We start from the raw sequence: 17,166 nt of genomic DNA, 5'->3' as shown, positions 1-17,166 counted from the left end.
CCAGCGCGTATCGCTTGTTCGCGCACCGAAATCGCATGGCGGATGATTGCGATCACCCGTCGCGGATATTCGGTCAAATCCAGCCAGGTGAACCGCAGCACTTGCCAACCGAGCAGCGTGATGTCGTTTTGCCGGACTCGGTCGTGGTGAAAGTCGTCGGACGAACTGTGAAATGCCAACCCGTCCGTTTCGATGGCGACCTTCGCTGCTGGGAACGCGAAATCCACCTTGTATCCAGCCACGGGGTAGTTCGTTCTCCACCCGGTGACACCTGCCTCTCGAAACAGTTTGGCCAAGAGCCGTTCGGCTTCCGAATGGGCGCCGTCGGACGCGGCTTGCAACAGCCGACGTGCCGCCGGCGAACCGTATCGGCCCTTGTTACGCAGCTGCGCTCGCCATAACTCGCGTAGCTCGATGTCCTTCTGCAAAGCCCGGTCCATGATTTTGACTCCGCCGGGTCGCCGGATCGCAGCTTCCAGAACCGTCAACGCCGGGGCGGTCACGCGAAGCGCTCGCACGGTGACGATGTCGGTGGGGTCGAGGTCGCGTCGCCGCAGCCGACTGCCTTCGTGGCACCGACCGTGTCCGTTTCTCGGCATCGTGACGTCCACGATGTCCGGGGCGAATCGGGTCAAACCGTGCCACCATGCGGCGGCCAGGCCGCTCGCGACCGCCTGTTGGCCGTAGCCCCAGACCGTTGCGCGAATACGAGCGCCGTCGGTGAACGGGCGGTCCGCGACGAAGTACACGCCGCGACCGCATCGCTGCCACTGGCCTGCCCGTAGCCGGCGCTGAACCGCGTGCTCGCTTAGGCCCGCCGCACGTGCCTGGTCGAGCGTTATCACACCATCTTGGTCGCGCAGAAATTCGCTGAGCACATGAGTTTAGACGTTGGCCGGCGGCTCGGCGGTTCCACTCCCCGTGGTTTCGGTGCGCGAACCAGCGTGTACCGATTGTTTGCGCACCGAAATCACTTAGATAACGATGTTGACCAGGCGGCCGGCGACCACGATCACCTTCTTCGGTGTGGCGCCGCCCAGGAACGCCTGCACCTTCTCGTCGGCCAGCGCCGCGGCCTCCATCGCGTCGGCATCTGCGTCGGCAGCGACGGTGATATGCCCGCGCACCTTGCCGTTCACCTGCACCGGATACTCGACGGTGTCCTCGACGAGGTACTGCGGGTCGGCCACCGGGAACGGTCCGTGCGCCAGCGAGGTGTCGTGGCCCAAGCGCCGCCACAGCTCCTCGGCCAGATGGGGCGCCAACGGCGCGAGCATCAGCACCAGCGGTTCCACCGCACCGCGGGCCGTCACCCCTTGTTTGGTCAGGTGATTGGTGTACTCGATCAGCTTGGCCACCGCGGTGTTGTTGCGCAGGTTCGTGTAGTCCTCGGTCACCCCGGCGATCGTGCGGTGCAACAACCGCAGCGTGTCGGTCTCGAGCGCCTGGTGCTCGACGATCTGCAAGGCGCCGCTCTGTTCGTCGACGACGAGACGCCACACCCGTTGCAGGAACCGGTGCGCGCCGACGACGTCCTTGGTGGCCCACGGCCGCGACGCCTCGATCGGCCCCATCGACATCTCGTACACGCGCAATGTGTCCGCGCCGTAGTTGTCGCAGATCTCGTCGGGTGAAACGGAGTTTTTCAGGCTCTTGCCGATTTTGCCGAACTCCTGGTTGACCTCGATCTCGCCGTCGGGACCGTCCCAGTAGAATTTTCCGTCGCGCTCAACGACTTCGGCGGCGGGCACGTACGCGCCGCGGGCATCGGTGTAGGCGTACGCCTGGATGTAGCCCTGGTTGACCAGCCGCCGGTACGGCTCCCGCGAGGTGATGTGGCCGAGGTCGTAGAGCACCTTGTGCCAGAACCGCGCGTACAGCAGATGCAGCACCGCATGCTCCACGCCGCCGACATACAGGTCCACCCCGCCCGGATCGTCCGGCCCGTGCTCGGCAGGCCGCGGGCCCATCCAGTAGGCCTCGTTCTCCTTGTCGCACATCGCCTCCGAGTTGTACGGGTCGGTGTAACGCAACTCGTACCAGGAACTGCCGGCCCACTGCGGCATCACGTTGGTGTCGCGGGTGTAGGGCTTGGGCCCGTCGCCGAGATCCAGTTCGACATGCACCCAGTCGGTCGCCTTGCCCAGCGGCGGCGACGGTTCGCTGTCGGCGTCGTCGGGGTCGAACAGCACCGGCGAATAGTCCGACACATCCGGCAGTTCCACTGGCAGCATCGACTCCGGCAGCGGGTGGGCCCGGCCGTCGGCGTCGTACACGATCGGAAACGGCTCGCCCCAGTATCTTTGGCGCGCAAACAGCCAGTCCCGCAGCTTGTACTCGACGCGCGCCCGACCACGGCCCTCGGCCTCCAGCCGCCGGGTGATCGCCTCCTTGGCGGCATCGACGCTGAGCCCGTTGAGGTAGTCGGAGTTGACCACCTCACCGTCACCGGTGTACGCCCCCTGTGAGATGTCGCCGCCGGCAACGGTTTGCACGATCGGCAGCCCGAATTGTGTGGCGAAGTCCCAGTCGCGCTGGTCGCCGCCGGGCACCGCCATGATCGCGCCGGTGCCGTAGCCGATCAGCACGTAGTCGGCGATGAACACCGGGATCTGTTGACCGTTGGCCGGATTGGTGGCATACGCGCCGAGGAAGACGCCGGTCTTGGACTTGTTCTCCTGGCGCTCCAGATCCGATTTGGCCGCGATGGCCGAGCGGTAAGCGGTGACGGCCTCGCGCGGAGTCGCGGCGCCGTAGGTCCAGCGTTCGTCGACGTCGGCGGGCCACTCCGCGGCGGTCAGCGTGTCGACCAACTCGTGTTCGGGTGCCAGCACCATGTACGTCGCACCGAACAGGGTGTCCGGACGGGTGGTGAAGACCTCGATGTCGCCGGCGTCCGGGGCCGAATCAACGGCGAAAAACACAGTCGCACCGGTGGAGCGTCCGATCCAGTTGCGCTGCATGGTCTTGACCTTCTCGGGCCAGTCCAGCAGGTCCAGGTCGTCGAGCAGCCGGTCGGAGTACGCGGTGATGCGCATCATCCACTGCCGCAACCGTTTCCGGAACACCGGAAAGTTGCCGCGTTCGCTGCGCCCGTCGGCGGTGACCTCTTCGTTGGCCAGCACCGTGCCCAGACCGGGGCACCAGTTGACCAACGAGTCGGCGTGATACACCAGCCGGTGGGAGTCGACGATGTCGGCGCACTCACCGGCGCTGAGCTGAGACCACGTCCGCTCGTCGTCGAGAGTGCGTGCCCCGGAGGCGAATTCGGCGATCAACTCGTCGATCGGCCTGGCCTTGCCGGCGGCCGGATCGAACCAAGCGTTGTAGATCTGCAGGAAGATCCACTGGGTCCACTTGTAGTAGTCGACGTCGGTGGTCGAGAAGCTGCGGCGCGGGTCGTGGCCGAACCCCAGCCTGCCGAGCTGGCGACGGAAGTTGACGATGTTGGCCTCGGTGCGCGCCCGCGGATGCGTGCCGGTCTGGATCGCATACTGCTCGGCCGGCAGCCCGAACGCGTCAAAGCCCAGCGCGTGCAGCACATTTCGCCCGGCCATCCGGTAGTAGCGGGCGTAAACGTCGGTGGCGATGTAGCCGAGGGGGTGCCCGACGTGCAAGCCCTCACCGGAGGGATAGGGAAACATGTCCTGCACGAACATTTTGTCGTCGGGCACTCGGGCGCCATCGGTGGGCGCGAGTGAACCGACCGGGTTCGGCACGTGGAACGTGGCGGCGTCGGCCCACTGCTGCTGCCAGGCGCGCTCGATCTGCCCGGCGAGCTCCGCGGTGTAGCGGTGCTGCGGGATTTCGGCGCCGGCGTCGGCGGCAGCCGCGGGTTGAGCGGTCGGCGGTTCGGTCACGTGAACAGGGTATAAGCCCGCGGATTTCGTCTGCGTCGGCCACGGGTTGGTATCGGTTGCGTTGCGGACAAGTCAGAACAAGGTTGCAGGTCGGTTCCGGCTCTAGTGGCTAACGCACCGGTGTGGATACAGTCGGCGCCTGGCGTGCACCAAGGCTGTACGGAAGGACCGACCTCAATGATCGAGATCGCCCGCCGCTGGCGGGTTCTGGCTTCAGGAGCCGCCGTCGCGACGGCTGGTGTAGTGGGCCTCGCCGGCACCACCGCCTCCGCCCAGCCGGTGGCTCCGCAACCGCCGATGCCGGCGCCGGCCACTGTGACACAGACGGTTACGGTGACGCCGAACGCCGCGCCGCAGGCCCTCGTTCAACCAGGTGTGAGTTCCGCCACCGGCGTCGCGCAGAACGGGGTCGCCGGACCCGCCGCAGCAGCCGCAGCACCCGTTGCGTCCGCCGCCGCACCCGTCGCGCCCGTCGCAGCACCCGCTCCGTCCCCGCAGATCGCGATCACGCCGGCGGCGTCCGGCACGCTGCGGGAGTTCCTCGAGTCCCAGGGCGTCACGCTCGAACCGCAGCGCAGCGAGGGTTTCACGGCGCTCAACATCGTGCTGCCCCTGCCACGCGGGTGGTCCCATGTGCCCGACCCCAACGTGCCCGACGCGTTCGCGGTGATCGCCGACCGGGTCGGCGGCAACGGCCTGTACACGTCCAACGCCCAGGTGACCGTCTACAAACTCCTCGGTGACTTCGATCCGATCGAGGCCATCAGCCACGGCTTCGTCGACAGCCAGCAACTGCCCGCATGGCGCTCTACCGACGCGTCGTTCGCCAACTTCGGCGGCATGCCGTCGTCGGTCATCGAGGGCACCTACCGGCAACACTCGATGACGCTGAACACGTCGCGGCGCCACGTCATCGCCACCGCAGGCCCGGACCGCTATCTCGTCTCGCTGGCCGTGACCACCAGCATCGACCAGGTGGTGCCCGCCGCGGACGCCACCGACGCCATCGTTCGGGGCTTCAAGGTGAGCGTTCCGGCCCCGGCGGAGCCCCCAGCAGCACCCCCGGCACCGGCACCTGCCGCGCCGGCACCGCCCAGCGCACCGCCGGCGTCGGCGCAGGTGTCACACGCGCTCGCGCACACGGGGCCCAGCTAGGGCTACCGCGATGGACATGTCCCCCGGGCGAAGCCTGGCGCCCGGGGGACGCCATCACGTCTCGTATTGTGTGGCACATGTTGGTCGCCGGAATCCTCTGCCTCTGTGCCGCAGTGGCGTCCGCGGCGGCCGCGCTGTGGCTGCTGAGCCGGCCGCGCTCCGATGACCCCGCGCGGCAGGTGCTGCGCTCGCTGGTGCCCACCCAGTTCGCCGCCGCCGTGATGCTGGCCGTGGGTGGGGCCGTCGCGCTGACCACCGAACCCGGCACCGCGCTGATCGTGACGATCGTGTGCGTGCTCGGCGCCGTCGGCACGGTGGGCGCCGGGTGTTGGCAGAGCGCGAAGAGCCTGGCCCGCGTCGGCGCGGACTCGGCGGCGGCGGGCGTATGCGGCGGCACCTGCGCCACCTGCACGCTGTCCTGCAGCTAGTTGCGGCTGATGTCGATCGGGTGGGTGGCCAACAGCGACCGCGGCAGCGGCTGACGGCGCAGCACCCGCGCCCACAGGTCCACCCGAGGCTCGACCAGAACGTCAGAGGGTAACGCAGACAACACAATCCAGTCGTCGCGCTCGATCTCGCCCTCGAGTTGACCGATCGTCCACCCCGAGTAGCCGGCGAAGATCCGCACGCCCTCGACCGCAGGCGCGATCGAGTCCGGGTCGGCGTCGAGGTCGACCATCGCCATCCGACCCTGCACGTGCCGCAGCCCCGGCGACCTGTCAGCGTCCACTCCGACCCGCATCGTCGCCAGGCACAACGCCGCGTCGCGCTTGACCGGCCCGCCGATGAACATCGTCTTGGGCTTGGTGGCCAGCTTCGCCCATTGCGGCAACACGTTGTACACCGCGGTCTCGCTCGGCCGGTTCAGCACCACCCCCAGCGTGCCGCCGTCGTTGTGCTCGACGATGTAGATGACGCTGCGCCGAAAGGTCGGCTCCAACAGGTCGGTGTTGGCCAGCAGTAGAGTTCCGGCCCGTACCCGATGCGCCGCGGGGGCGACCCCCTCTCTGCGATCCTCCGGCTCCTCCGACTGCGCCACCTATCCATCATGGCACCAGCAACCAAACAACGTGGAGAACAAGCGCGGCCCGCCGCGAGATTTGTACTGTGGGTCCGGTCCCGATCCGCACAACCAGGACGTGATCCCGCTGGCCGACCTTCGCGCACCCATCACCCTGTGGCACTCGGTGCGCGGCATGCCCGAATTCTGGCGGCTGCTCCAACTGCGGCTGGTCAGTCAGTTCGGCGACGGGTTGTTCGCCGCCGCTCTCGCCGGCGCGATCCTGTTCAACCCTCAGCGCGCCGCCGAGCCGTGGGCGATCGCCGGCGCGTTCGCGGTGCTGTTCCTGCCCTACTCGCTGCTCGGCCCGTTCGCCGGTGCGCTGCTGGACCGTTGGGACCGGCGCGTAGTCCTGGTCGGCGCCAACACCGGGCGGCTGCTTCTGGTGTTGGCCGTCGCGGCGCTGCTCGAGTCGGGCGCAGGCGAACTGCCGATCCTGTTCGGCGCGCTGATCGTCAACGGCTTCACCCGGTTCGTCTCCTCGGGCCTGTCCGCGGCGCTGCCGCATGTGGTGCCCAGGGATCAGGTGGTGGCGATGAACTCGGTCGCCGCGGCCACCGGCGCGGTCGCGGCGTTCCTCGGCGCCAACTTCATGCTGTTGCCCCGCTGGCTGTTCGGCGCCGACGACGCCGGTGCCGCAGCAATCATCTTGATCGTCGCCGTTCCGGTGGGGCTGGCGCTGTGGCTGTCGTGGCGCTTCCGGCCGCGGGTCCTCGGTCCCGACGACAGCGCACGCGCCGTGCACGGGTCGGCGTTCTACGCGGTGGCCACCGGGTGGGTGCACGGCGCGCGCACGGTCGCGGCGGTGCCGACGGTGGCCGCGACGCTCACTGGGCTGGCGGCGCACCGAATGGTGTTCGGTATCAACAGCTTGCTGGTGCTGGTGATCGTGCGCCACAGCGACACCCCGGCCGTCGCGGGGCTCGGCACGGCCGTCTTGTTCGTCGCGGCCACCGGTGTTGGATCGTTTCTCGCCGCGCCGGTGACACCGATCGCCGTGCGCCGATGGGGCCGTTACGCCACCGCCAACGGGGCACTGGTATGCGCCGCGCTGATCCAGCTGGCCGGTTCGGGGCTGTGGCTTCCGGTCATGGTGGCGTGCGGTTTCCTGCTCGGGCTGGCGGGTCAGGTGGTAAAGCTGTGCGCCGACAACGCCATGCAACTCGATGTCGACGACGCGCTGCGCGGACACGTGTTCACCGTGCAGGACTCGCTGTTCTGGGTATCGTTCATCGCGGCGATCGCGTTGTCGGCCATGGTGATTCCGCCAGACGGGCGCCAACCCGCGCTGGCGCTGGCCGGCGTCGGCGTCTACCTGGTCGGGTTGGTCGCCCACGCCGTGATCGGCCGACGGGACCGGCCGGTGGCGATACAGTGACCGCCATGTCTGCTGCCGCGCCGATGGTCGCCGATCTGCGAGCCGAGAGCGACGAGCTCGACGCGCTGGTGGCCGACCTCGCACCGGAGCGCTGGACGACACCGACGCCGGCGCCCGGCTGGAGCATCGCCCATCAGATCGCGCACCTGCTGTGGACCGACCGTGTCGCGCTCACCGCCGTGACCGACGAGGACGCGTTCGCGGCCGTGCTGGCCGAGGCGGGCAAGGATCCGGCCGGCTTCGTCGACGCGGGCGCCGAGGAACTGGCCGCCACACCGCCGCAGCACCTGCTGGCCGACTGGCGCGACACCCGCAGCCGGTTGCACGACGAACTGCTTGCGGTGGTCGACGGCCACAAGCTGCCGTGGTTCGGGCCACCGATGAGCGCCGCGTCGATGGCGACCGCGCGGCTGATGGAGACCTGGGCGCACGGCCTCGACGTCGCCGACGCGCTCGGGGTGCGACGGCCGGCCACCGCGCGGCTGCGCTCGATCGCCCACATCGGGGTGCGCACCCGCGACTTCGCGTTCACGGTCAACGGGCTTGCGCCGCCGCAGGATCCGTTCTTCGTGCAGTTGCGGGCGCCCGACGGGTCGACGTGGTCGTGGGGGCCCGAGGATGCGGCGCAGCGGGTCACCGGTTCGGCCGAGGACTTCTGTCTGCTGGTCACCCAGCGCCGGCCACGCGCCGAACTGGACGTCTCGGCCACCGGTGACGACGCGGAGACCTGGTTGGGCATCGCCCAGGCTTTCGCCGGGCCGCCGGGCCCGGGCCGCTGACGCGCGTCACGACAGCTCGTCGGCGCCGTCGGCCTTACCGTCCCCGTCGGCGTCGGACAGCTTCACATCCCAGCGGCCGTCGCCGTCGGCGTCCACGTACGCGTCGGCCTCACCGAGCGCCCGGTCGGCCAGGCCGTCCCCGTCGGCGTCGGACAGCCGGTCGTCGAGTTGGCCGTCCCCGTCGATGTCGACCATCGGCCCGCCGAACTGTTCGGTGCCGTCGAGCCGGAACCACCGCAAACCCCGGTCCACGGCCACCGCCCAGGTGCCGGTGCCGTCGTCGGTGAAATACGCGAGCGCGGCGTCATCAGGGGAGGCGTCGCGCACCAAATGCTCGGCGAGGCCGTCGCCGTCGAGGTCAGCCATCGCGTCGTCGCGCAGCCCGTCACCGTCGAAATCCAGCCCGACCGCGTCGAACACACCGTCGCCGTCCACGTCGACATCGGGCGCCGCGGTCCACATGGTGGCCGAACCGTCCCCGTCGCCAAGGCAGTAGTCCATATCCTTTCGACGCAGCACTACTGTCTGGCGTTCCACCACTTCCACAACTCGTCGACGGCCTCGTCGTGCGACAGCGGCCCGCGCTCCAGCCGCAGCTCCTTGAGCTGGCGCCAGGCTTCACCGACCTCCGGACCCGGGGGTATACCGAGAATCGACATGATCTCGTTGCCGTCGAGGTCGGGCCGCACCCTGGCCAGATCCTCCTTCTCGGCCAGCTCGGCGATCCGCTGCTCGAGGTCGTCGTAGTTGGCCTGCAGTCGCGCGGCGCGACGCTTGTTGCGGGTGGTGCAGTCCGCGCGCACCAGCTTGTGCAGCCGCGGCAGCAGATGCCCCGCGTCGGTGACGTAGCGGCGCACCGCCGAGTCGGTCCAGCGCCCGCCGCCGTAGCCGTGGAACCGCAGGTGCAGGTACACCAGCTGGGACACGTCCTCGATCATCTGCTTGGAGTACTTCAGCGCCCGCATACGTTTGCGCACCATCTTGGCCCCGACCACCTCGTGGTGGTGAAAGCTCACCCCGCCGTCGGGTTCGAGCTTGCGGGTCGCCGGCTTGCCGATGTCGTGCAGCAGCGCCGCCCACCGCAACACCAGGTCCTGCCCCCCGGGACCCTCCAGCGCGATCGCCTGCCGCAGCACGGTCAGCGAATGCCAGTAGACGTCCTTGTGCTGATGGTGCTCGTCGATGGCCATGCGCATCGCCCCGACCTCGGGCAGCACCACCTCGCCGAGACCGGTCTGCACCATCAGGTCGATACCGGCTACCGGGTCGGCGCCCAGCAGCAGCTTGTCGAGTTCGGCGGCCACCCGCTCGACGGTGATCCGGCCCAGCTGCGGCGCCATCTCCACAAGCGCCTCGATGACCCGCGGCGCGACGGTGAACTGCAGCTGGGAGACGAACCGCGCCGCGCGCAGCATCCGCAGCGGGTCGTCACCGAACGACGTCTCCGGCGCCGACGGGGTGTCGAGCACCCGTTCGCGCAGCGCCGCCAGCCCGCCCAGCGGGTCGTGGAATTCAGCAGCACCTTCGGCGGTGACGCGTACCGCCATCGCGTTGACGGTGAAATCGCGGCGCACCAGGTCGTCTTCGAGCCGGTCGCCGAACCGCACCTCGGGGTTACGCGACACCTGGTCGTAGGTGTCGGCGCGAAACGTCGTGATCTCCAGGCGGTGGCCGTCCTTGCCGACCCCGAGCGTGCCGAACTCGATCCCGGTGTCCCACAGCGCGTCGGCCCACGGCCGCAGGAGCTTCTGCATCTGCTCGGGGCGGGCGTCGGTGGTGAAGTCCAGATCCCCGCGGCTCTCCCCCAGCAACGCATCACGCACGCTGCCGCCGACGAGGTACAGCTCATGACCCGCGGCAGCAAAAAGCTTGCCGACGTCGGCGAGCAGGTCGCGATGGCGGTTCAGCGTGACTTGCGCAGCGGCAAGCAGTTCGGCGTCGGAAGCTGATTCGGGCACGTTCGGACAGCATAATGTGCAACGGCTCTGTCACGACCGGTGAGTGCGGCCGGGGCGAAACTCTGTGGCAGCTACTATCGCTTGGGTGTCGGACGGCGAACAGGCCAAACCTCGACGGCGCCGCGGGCGACGTCGGGGCCGTCGTGCTGCCGGCCCGCCGGACGCCGCATCCCCGGCCCCCGACGCTGCCCAGCTGCGCACCAACAACGCCGGCAACGGACAACGCAAGGCTCAGAAGTCGCGTCCGCGCCGGCCTCCGGACCGGCTGCGCACCGTGCACGAGACGTCCGCCGGTGGCCTGGTCATCGACGGTATCGACGGTCCGAAGGACCGGCAGGTCGCAGCGCTGATCGGGCGCATCGACCGGCGCGGCCGGATGCTGTGGTCGCTGCCCAAGGGCCACATCGAACTCGGCGAGACCGCCGAACAGACCGCGATCCGTGAGGTCGCCGAGGAGACCGGAATTCAGGGCAGCGTGCTGGCCGCGCTCGGCAGCATCGACTACTGGTTCGTCACCGAGGGCCGCCGGGTGCACAAGACCGTGCACCACTATTTGATGCGGTTCCTCGACGGCGAACTGTCCGACGAGGACGTCGAGGTCACCGAGGTGGCGTGGGTGCCGTTCAAGGAACTGCCGGCGCGGCTGGCCTACGCCGACGAACGCCGGCTGGCCGAGGTGGCCGGCGAGTTGATCGACCGGCTGCATACCGACGGCCCCGCCGCGTTGCCACCGCTGCCGCGGATGGCGCCGCGACGACGGCCGCAGACACATTCGCACACCCGCAACCGTCGTCCTGACGAGCGCGCGCAACCTCAGCCCGGCCGGCGGACGAACGGCTGCGGACAGGGTCCGTGACGCGCACCGCGGCGGTGCCACGTGAGCGCACCCCGGCGGTGCTCCGCCTGTGCAGTGCCGTCCTGCTGCTGGTGCTGGTGGCCGCCCCAGTCGCGTTGCCCCGCGCCGCCGCCGCCGAGCCCGGCTCGACGCAGTTCTTGTCGGTGCAGATCGACCGGGTCACCCCGGAGGTGGTGACCACCACCAGCGAACCCACGGTCACCGTCACCGGAACGGTGCGCAACGTCGGTGACCGCCCGGTGCGCGACGTGGTGGTGCGCCTCGAGGACGCCGCCGCGGTGACGTCGTCGCCCGGGTTGCGCACCAACCTCGCCGGCAACGTCGACCAGTTCGATCCCGTCGGGGATTTCGTCACGCTGACCCCGGAACTGCAACGCGGCGAACAGGTTCCGTTCGAGCTGTCCTATCCCCTGCGGTCGTCGCAGCAGCCGTCGCTGGGCATCGACGAGCCCGGGGTGTACCCGGTGATGGTCAACGTCAACGGCACCCCGGACTACGGTGCCCCGGCGCGGCTCGACGACTCGAGGTTCCTGCTGCCGGTGCTGGGGGTGCCGCCCGATACGACGGCCGACTCGGTGGCCGACACGTTGACCTCGGTGGTGGCGCCCGACACCTCCAACCCGGTGCGGCTGACTCTGCTGTGGCCGATCGCCGACGAACCACGGCTGGCCGCGGGAGCCCCGGGCGGCACCACCCCGGTCCGGTTGATCGACGACGACCTGGCCACGTCGTTGGCCCCGGGCGGACGGTTGGACACCATGCTGTCGGCGATCGAATTCGCCACCAGCCCCGAGGTCGACCCCGACGGGCAGATGCGCGCCACGGCCTGCCTGGCCGTTGACCCCGACTTGCTGGTCACCGTCAACGCGATGACGGGCGGCTACGTCGTCAACACCGGCCCCGACGCCGGCCCGGGCACCCCTACCCGGCCCGGCACCGGCCAGGAGGCGGCGGTGGCCTGGCTCAACCGGCTTAAGGCGCTGGCGCAGCGGCTGTGTGTCGCACCGACGACCTACGCCCAGGCGGATCTGGACGCGCTGCACCGCGTCGGCGATCCCGGGCTCACTGCGATCGCCACCCGCACCGCCGCCGACATCGTCGACCAGTTGCTCGGCATCACCTCGCTACGGGGTGTGGCCCTGTTCGCCGACGGACCGCTGACCGGCCCGGCGGTGCGACTGCTGTCGGCCCTGGGCCCACACCCGGAGGGTAGGGGAGGCCGCACGGTCGCCGTCGCGGCGGCCGACCGCGACGACGGGTCGGGCACCGGTACGGCGGCGCCGCCGGAACTGACGCCGCAGCGCTACACGCCGCAGCTGGTCTCCGCGCCGTTCGACCCGGCCGTCGGCGCCGCGCTGGCGGGCGCGGGTACCGACCCGGTGTCGCCGGCGTATCTCGATCCGTCGCTGGAGATCGCGGTGCAGGACGAGTCGGCGGTGGCGCGGCGGCTGTCCGCGCTGGGGGCGCTGTTGTGGCGGGGTTTGACCCCGGAGACCACGCCGCGCACCGAGATCTTGATGCCCCCGCTGAACTGGAGCCTGCAACCGGCCGACGCGCAGGCCATGCTCACCACGGTGGCCACCGCGATCAACGCCGGGCTGGCCGAACCGCGGCCGCTGCCCGCGGTGATCGGCGACGGCGACGCGATCCCGCCGCAACCGCACGCCGGCCTGCCCGACGACGACCTCGGCAACCCGCGCGCCCGCTTCGACGACGCGGTGGTGTCGGGCATCGCCGCGGTCACCGGACGGTTGTGGGGGCTGACGGCGGCGCTGACCGCCGATATGCGCACCGGTCTCACCGGGCTGGGCTACACCGCGCCGCTGCGCGAGGACATGCTGCGCGCGCTGAGCCAGTCGGTCCCGCCGGCCGCGCGCAACGGGTTGGCGCAGCAGCGGTTGACGACGGTTGGGCGCACGGTCGAGGACATGTTCCACGCCGTCACCATCGTCAACCCCGGCGGCTCCTACACCTTGGCGACCGAGCGCAGCCCGCTGCCGCTGGCCCTGCGCAACGATCTGCCGGTGCCGATCCGGGTGCGGCTCGACATCGACCCGCCGCCCGGGATGACGGTCACCGATATGGGGGTGATCGAGCTGCCGCCCGGCTACCTGCCGGTGCGGGTGCCGATCGAGGTGCACTTCACCCAGCGCGTGGCCGTCGACGTCGCGCTGCGCACCGCCGACGGGCTTCCGCTCGGTGAGCAGGTGCGGCTGTCGGTGCACTCCAACGCCTACGGTCAGGTGCTGTTCATCATCACGCTGTCGGCGGCCGCCGTGCTGGTGTTGTTGGCCGGGCGCCGGCTGTGGCACCGATTCCGCGGCCAGCCCGACCGTGCTGATTTGGATGCCGACCCCCACCGCCCGGATCCGCTCGACGTCGCGCTGCACTACGACGACGCCCGCAGCCGCGCAAGCGAGGAGAGGTGAACAACCCGGGGGCGCCGCCGTCGCGCAGAGCGGTGCGCCAACCCCCGCCCCGGCTGCCCCGCGGGCCCGCCCCCAGCCGAGGTGCGGGCCGACCTGAGCTCACCGACGCCGCGGTGGTGTCGCGGTCGTGGGGTATGGCGGTGGCGACGCTGGTCAGCCGGCTCACCGGGTTCGCCCGCATCGTGTTGCTGGCCACGATCCTGGGTGCCGCGCTGTCGAGTGCGTTCTCGGTGGCCTACCAGCTGCCCAACCTGATCGCCGCGCTGGTGCTGGAGGCGACGTTCACCGCGATCTTCGTGCCGGTGCTGGCGCGCGCCGAGCGCGACGACCCCGACGGCGGAACGGCTTTCGTGCGCCGCCTGGTCACGTTGGCGACCATCCTGTTGTTGATCACGACGGTCATCTCGGTGACGGCCGCACCGCTGCTGGTCGACCTGATGCTGGGCAGCCAACCCGAGGTGAACCGTGATCTGACAACGGCTTTCGCCTATCTCCTGCTGCCTCAGGTGCTGTTCTACGGGTTGTCTTCGGTGTTCATGGCGATCCTCAACACCCGCAACGTGTTCGGGCCGCCTGCCTGGGCGCCGGTCTGCAACAACCTGGTGGCGCTGGCCACGCTCGGCCTGTATGTAGCTGTGCCGGGCGAACTTTCGCTTGACCCGGTGCGGATGGGTAACCCGAAGCTGCTGGTGCTGGGCATCGGTATGACGTTGGGCACGGTCACCCAGGTGGTGGTCCTGCTGTTGGCGATCCGCCGCGAACGGATCAGCCTGCGCCCGCTGCTGGGCATCGACGACCGGATGAAGCAGTTCGGCGCGATGGCGGCGGCGATGCTGCTCTACGTGATGATCAGCCAGATCGGATTGATAGTCGGAAACCGGATCGCCGCCGGCGCAGCGGCTTCCGGGCCCGCCATCTACAACTACACATGGCTGGTGCTGCAGCTGCCGTTCGGCATCATCGGGGTGACGGTGCTGACCGTGGTGATGCCGCGGTTGAGCCGCAACGCCGCCGCCAACGACGGCCCCGCGGTGCTGGCCGACCTGTCGCTGGCCACCCGGTTGACGATGGTGACGCTGATCCCCATCGTCGCGATGACCACGGTCGGTGGCCCGGCGATCGGCAGCGCGTTGTTCGCGTACGGCAATTTCGGTGACGTCGACGCCGGCTACCTCGGGATGGCGCTGACCCTCTCGGCATTCACCCTGATCCCGTATGCCCTTGTGTTGCTGCAACTTCGGGTGTTCTACGCCCGTCAGCAGCCGTGGATACCGATCGTGTTGATCGTGGTCATCACCACGGTCAAGATCATCGGCTCCTTGCTTGCCCCGTACGTGACCGACGACCCCGACCTGGTCGCCGGCTATCTCGGCACGGCGAACGGGTTGGGTTTCCTGGCCGGCGCCACCGTCGGCTACTTCCTGTTGCGCGCCGCCCTGGACCCGCCCGGCGGGCGGCTGATCAGCCTGCAGGTCGTGCGCAGCATCCTGGTGACGATCGCGGCGTCCCTGCTGGCCGGGCTGATCGCACACGTCGCCGACCAACTGCTCGGCCTCGAAGACCTCACCCGCAACTGGGGTGGGGCGGGATCGTTGCTGCGGCTGCTGGCGCTGGGGCTGATCATGGTGCCGATCATCGTGGCCGTCCTGCTGGCCGCGCGGGTTCCCGACGCGCTGGCCGCGTTGGCGTTCGTCCGCCGCCGCCTCGGCGGGCGCACCCCGGCACCGCCGGTGCCCGACAAGCCACCGACACGTGGACCACTCACGTACCCTCAACAGAGGAATTCGTTCGCGTCGGGGGGCCGACCCAACCGGTCTGACGTCCGCCGCGAACCCCCGGATGCGTTTGCCGGGGACGGAATGCCGAAAGGACCAGCGGTGAGCGACGAACCCGCAGGCGGCACCACGCCCATTCCCGACACCTCCGCCACCACCAAGATTCCGCGGTCGCGGCCGGAGGATTTCCAGCCCGACGTGGCCGCCGACGACTTCCAGCCCGACGTCGCGGCCCAGGAGGAGACCACAGAGCTCGCCGCCGAGCGCACCGCGGGCCCGGCGCGCGCACCGGTGTCGGGTCGGCCCCCGGCCGACTACGGCGGCGACCCGACCCGTGAGCCGGTCGCCTTCGACCCGCCGCGGGAGCCCCCGATCGAGGCGGCCACCTCCGACGAGGACGTACATCTGGTTCCCGGCGCCCTGATCGCCGGCGGCCGTTACCGGCTGCTGGTGTTCCACGGCGGTCCGCCCAACCTGCAGTTCTGGCAGGCGCTGGACACCGCGCTGGACCGGCAGGTCGCGCTGACCTTCGTCGACCCCGACGCGACGCTGCCCGACGAGCAGTTGCGGGAGATCCTGTCGCGCACGCTCAAGCTCAGCCGGCTGGAGATGCCCGGGGTGGCCCGGGTGCTGGACGTGGCCAACACCGGCTCGGGCGGGTTGGTGGTCTCGGAGTGGATCCGCGGCGGCTCGCTGGCGGAGGTGGCCGACACGTCACCGTCGCCGATCGGCGGCGCTCGGGCCATCCAGTCGCTGGCGGCGGCCGCCGAGGCGGCGCACCGTTCCGGTGTGGCGCTGTCGATCGACCATCCCAACCGGGTGCGGGTGAGCATCGAGGGCGATGTGGCGCTGGCCTTCCCCGCGACGCTGCCCGACGCCAACCCCGAAGACGACATTCGCGGTATCGGCGCGGCGCTGTATGCGCTGCTGATCAACCGGTGGCCGCTGCCCGAGTCTGGGGTCCGCAGCGGCCTGGCGCCCGCCGACCTCGACCCCGCCGGCCAGCCCGTCGAACCGCGTGCGGTCGACCGCCAGATCCCGTTCCAGATTTCGGCGGCCGCGGCGCGGGCCGTGCAGGAAGGCGGCGGCATCCGCAGCGCCCCGACCCTGCTGAACCTGTTGCAGCAGGCCACCGCCATCGCCGACCGCACCGAGGTCATCTCCCCCGTCGAGGAAACCGCGCCGCCGTCGGCGTCGGCCACCGCGGCCGGGTCCACCGACGATCCGGAGATCGTGGCGCGCCGGCGTAAGGGGTTGATGGTCGGTCTGGCCGTCGGCGCCGTGATCATCGTAGTGGCGCTGGTGGTGCTGGGCTCGGTGCTGAGCAGCATCTTCGGTGACGTCGGAGGCGGCCTCGGCGGTGACCGGTTGGGGCTCAACGCGCCGACCACCGCCCAGGACGAAGAGAGCCCCGCGGCCAGCGGAGGGACGGTGAAACCCGTTTCGGCGACCGTCTTTTCACCCGAGGGCGAGGCCGACGCGCCGGCGCTGGCCGGTCTCGCCATCGACGGCGACCCCAGCACGGTGTGGCCCATCGACACCTACACCGACGCGGTGCCGTTCCCGAACTTCAAGAACGGTGTCGGGTTGATCCTGCGGTTGCCGCAGCCCACCACGGTCGGCGCGGTCACCGTCGACCTGAACAGCACCGGCACCGAGATCGAGATCCGCTCGGCGTCCACGTCGACACCGTCGTCGCTGGCCGACACCACGGTGCTGACCCCGGCGACCCCGGTCAAGCCGGGCGAGAACACCATCGAGGTGGACGACGCGTCACCGACGTCGAACCTGCTCATCTGGGTGTCCAAGCTGGGTCAGGTCAACGGGGAGAGCCGCTCGGACATCGCCGAGATCACCGTCAAGGCGGCCGAGTAGCGGCTATCCCCAGCCGGGCAAAGATGTGTCATCCGGTGCCC

12 protein-coding genes are annotated in these 17,166 nt (G+C 69.9%); 7 read left to right on the top strand and 5 right to left on the bottom strand.

From position 1 onward, the window contains the following. Positions 1-878, bottom strand: an 878-nt coding sequence (locus tag ABQE44_RS11865; RefSeq protein ID WP_448391547.1) for a PDDEXK-like endonuclease domain-containing protein, incomplete at its 3' end; no start/stop codon positions are given. 96 nt (positions 879-974) lie between these two features. Beyond that, entirely contained in the window at positions 975-3,860 is a 2,886-nt protein-coding gene (gene leuS / locus ABQE44_RS11860) for a leucine--tRNA ligase (RefSeq protein WP_448391546.1), read from the bottom strand. A 177-nt stretch (positions 3,861-4,037) separates the two neighbouring features. On the opposite strand from leuS, the gene ABQE44_RS11855 reads away from it, so the two are divergent. Continuing rightward, complete coding sequence (locus ABQE44_RS11855) at positions 4,038-5,015, top strand: LpqN/LpqT family lipoprotein (RefSeq protein ID WP_448391545.1); 978 nt, start codon at positions 4,038-4,040, stop codon at positions 5,013-5,015. Between the two features lie 77 nt (positions 5,016-5,092). Next, positions 5,093-5,443 carry a hypothetical protein gene (locus tag ABQE44_RS11850; RefSeq protein WP_448391544.1) on the top strand — a complete coding sequence of 117 codons (351 nt, stop codon included), beginning with the start codon at positions 5,093-5,095 and terminating at the stop codon, positions 5,441-5,443. On the opposite strand, the gene ABQE44_RS11845 is transcribed toward ABQE44_RS11850, so the two are convergent. Next, the gene (locus ABQE44_RS11845; RefSeq protein WP_448391543.1) at positions 5,440-6,054 is read right to left on the bottom strand and encodes a YqgE/AlgH family protein; all 615 of its coding nucleotides are present in this window, start codon (positions 6,052-6,054) and stop codon (positions 5,440-5,442) included. The genes ABQE44_RS11850 and ABQE44_RS11845 overlap by 4 nt on opposite strands. A 157-nt stretch (positions 6,055-6,211) precedes the next feature. Between ABQE44_RS11845 and ABQE44_RS11840 the strand changes: the two genes are divergently transcribed. Next, positions 6,212-7,453 (top strand): MFS transporter, encoded by a 1,242-nt coding sequence (locus tag ABQE44_RS11840; RefSeq protein ID WP_448392003.1) that lies wholly within the window; start codon positions 6,212-6,214, stop codon positions 7,451-7,453. A 5-nt stretch (positions 7,454-7,458) separates the two neighbouring features. Then, on the top strand, positions 7,459-8,232 hold the full coding sequence (locus ABQE44_RS11835; RefSeq protein WP_448429906.1) for a TIGR03084 family metal-binding protein: 774 nt from the start codon (positions 7,459-7,461) through the stop codon (positions 8,230-8,232). A 6-nt stretch (positions 8,233-8,238) separates the two neighbouring features. Here ABQE44_RS11835 and ABQE44_RS11830 read toward each other — a convergent pair whose 3' ends face one another. After that, on the bottom strand, positions 8,239-8,733 hold the full coding sequence (locus ABQE44_RS11830) for a pullulanase (RefSeq protein WP_448392002.1): 495 nt from the start codon (positions 8,731-8,733) through the stop codon (positions 8,239-8,241). 17 nt (positions 8,734-8,750) lie between these two features. Continuing rightward, complete coding sequence (locus ABQE44_RS11825; RefSeq protein ID WP_448391541.1) at positions 8,751-10,190, bottom strand: CCA tRNA nucleotidyltransferase; 1,440 nt, start codon at positions 10,188-10,190, stop codon at positions 8,751-8,753. Between the two features lie 85 nt (positions 10,191-10,275). Between ABQE44_RS11825 and ABQE44_RS11820 the strand changes: the two genes are divergently transcribed. From ABQE44_RS11820 to murJ, 3 genes are read left to right on the top strand one after another with little or no spacing between them, the layout of a single operon-like run. Next, positions 10,276-11,046 (top strand): NUDIX hydrolase, encoded by a 771-nt coding sequence (locus ABQE44_RS11820; RefSeq protein WP_448429904.1) that lies wholly within the window; start codon positions 10,276-10,278, stop codon positions 11,044-11,046. Beyond that, on the top strand, positions 11,043-13,475 hold the full coding sequence (locus ABQE44_RS11815) for a DUF6049 family protein (RefSeq protein WP_448391539.1): 2,433 nt from the start codon (positions 11,043-11,045) through the stop codon (positions 13,473-13,475). Before ABQE44_RS11820 ends, ABQE44_RS11815 begins: the two co-directional genes overlap by 4 nt. Then, on the top strand, positions 13,472-17,125 hold the full coding sequence (murJ, locus tag ABQE44_RS11810) for a murein biosynthesis integral membrane protein MurJ (protein ID WP_448429902.1): 3,654 nt from the start codon (positions 13,472-13,474) through the stop codon (positions 17,123-17,125). The genes ABQE44_RS11815 and murJ overlap by 4 nt, the downstream gene beginning before the upstream one ends. Positions 17,126-17,166: the final 41 nt, after the last annotated feature.

This window comes from Mycolicibacterium sp. XJ2546 (assembly GCF_053483195.1).
The sequence above is the reverse complement of the archived record's forward strand: the minus strand, read 5'-3'. Positions and strand labels throughout refer to the sequence as shown.

Excerpts from the sequence above, each read along its gene's own strand:
- ABQE44_RS11855 (WP_448391545.1), top strand. The coding sequence starts at position 4,038 with ATGATCGAGATCGCCCGCCGCTGGCGGGTTCTGGCTTCAGGAGCCGCC.
- ABQE44_RS11835 (WP_448429906.1), top strand. The coding sequence starts at position 7,459 with ATGTCTGCTGCCGCGCCGATGGTCGCCGATCTGCGAGCCGAGAGCGAC.
- ABQE44_RS11840 (WP_448392003.1), top strand. The coding sequence starts at position 6,212 with ATGCCCGAATTCTGGCGGCTGCTCCAACTGCGGCTGGTCAGTCAGTTC.
- ABQE44_RS11830 (WP_448392002.1), bottom strand. The coding sequence starts at position 8,733 with ATGGACTACTGCCTTGGCGACGGGGACGGTTCGGCCACCATGTGGACC.
- ABQE44_RS11850 (WP_448391544.1), top strand. The coding sequence starts at position 5,093 with ATGTTGGTCGCCGGAATCCTCTGCCTCTGTGCCGCAGTGGCGTCCGCG.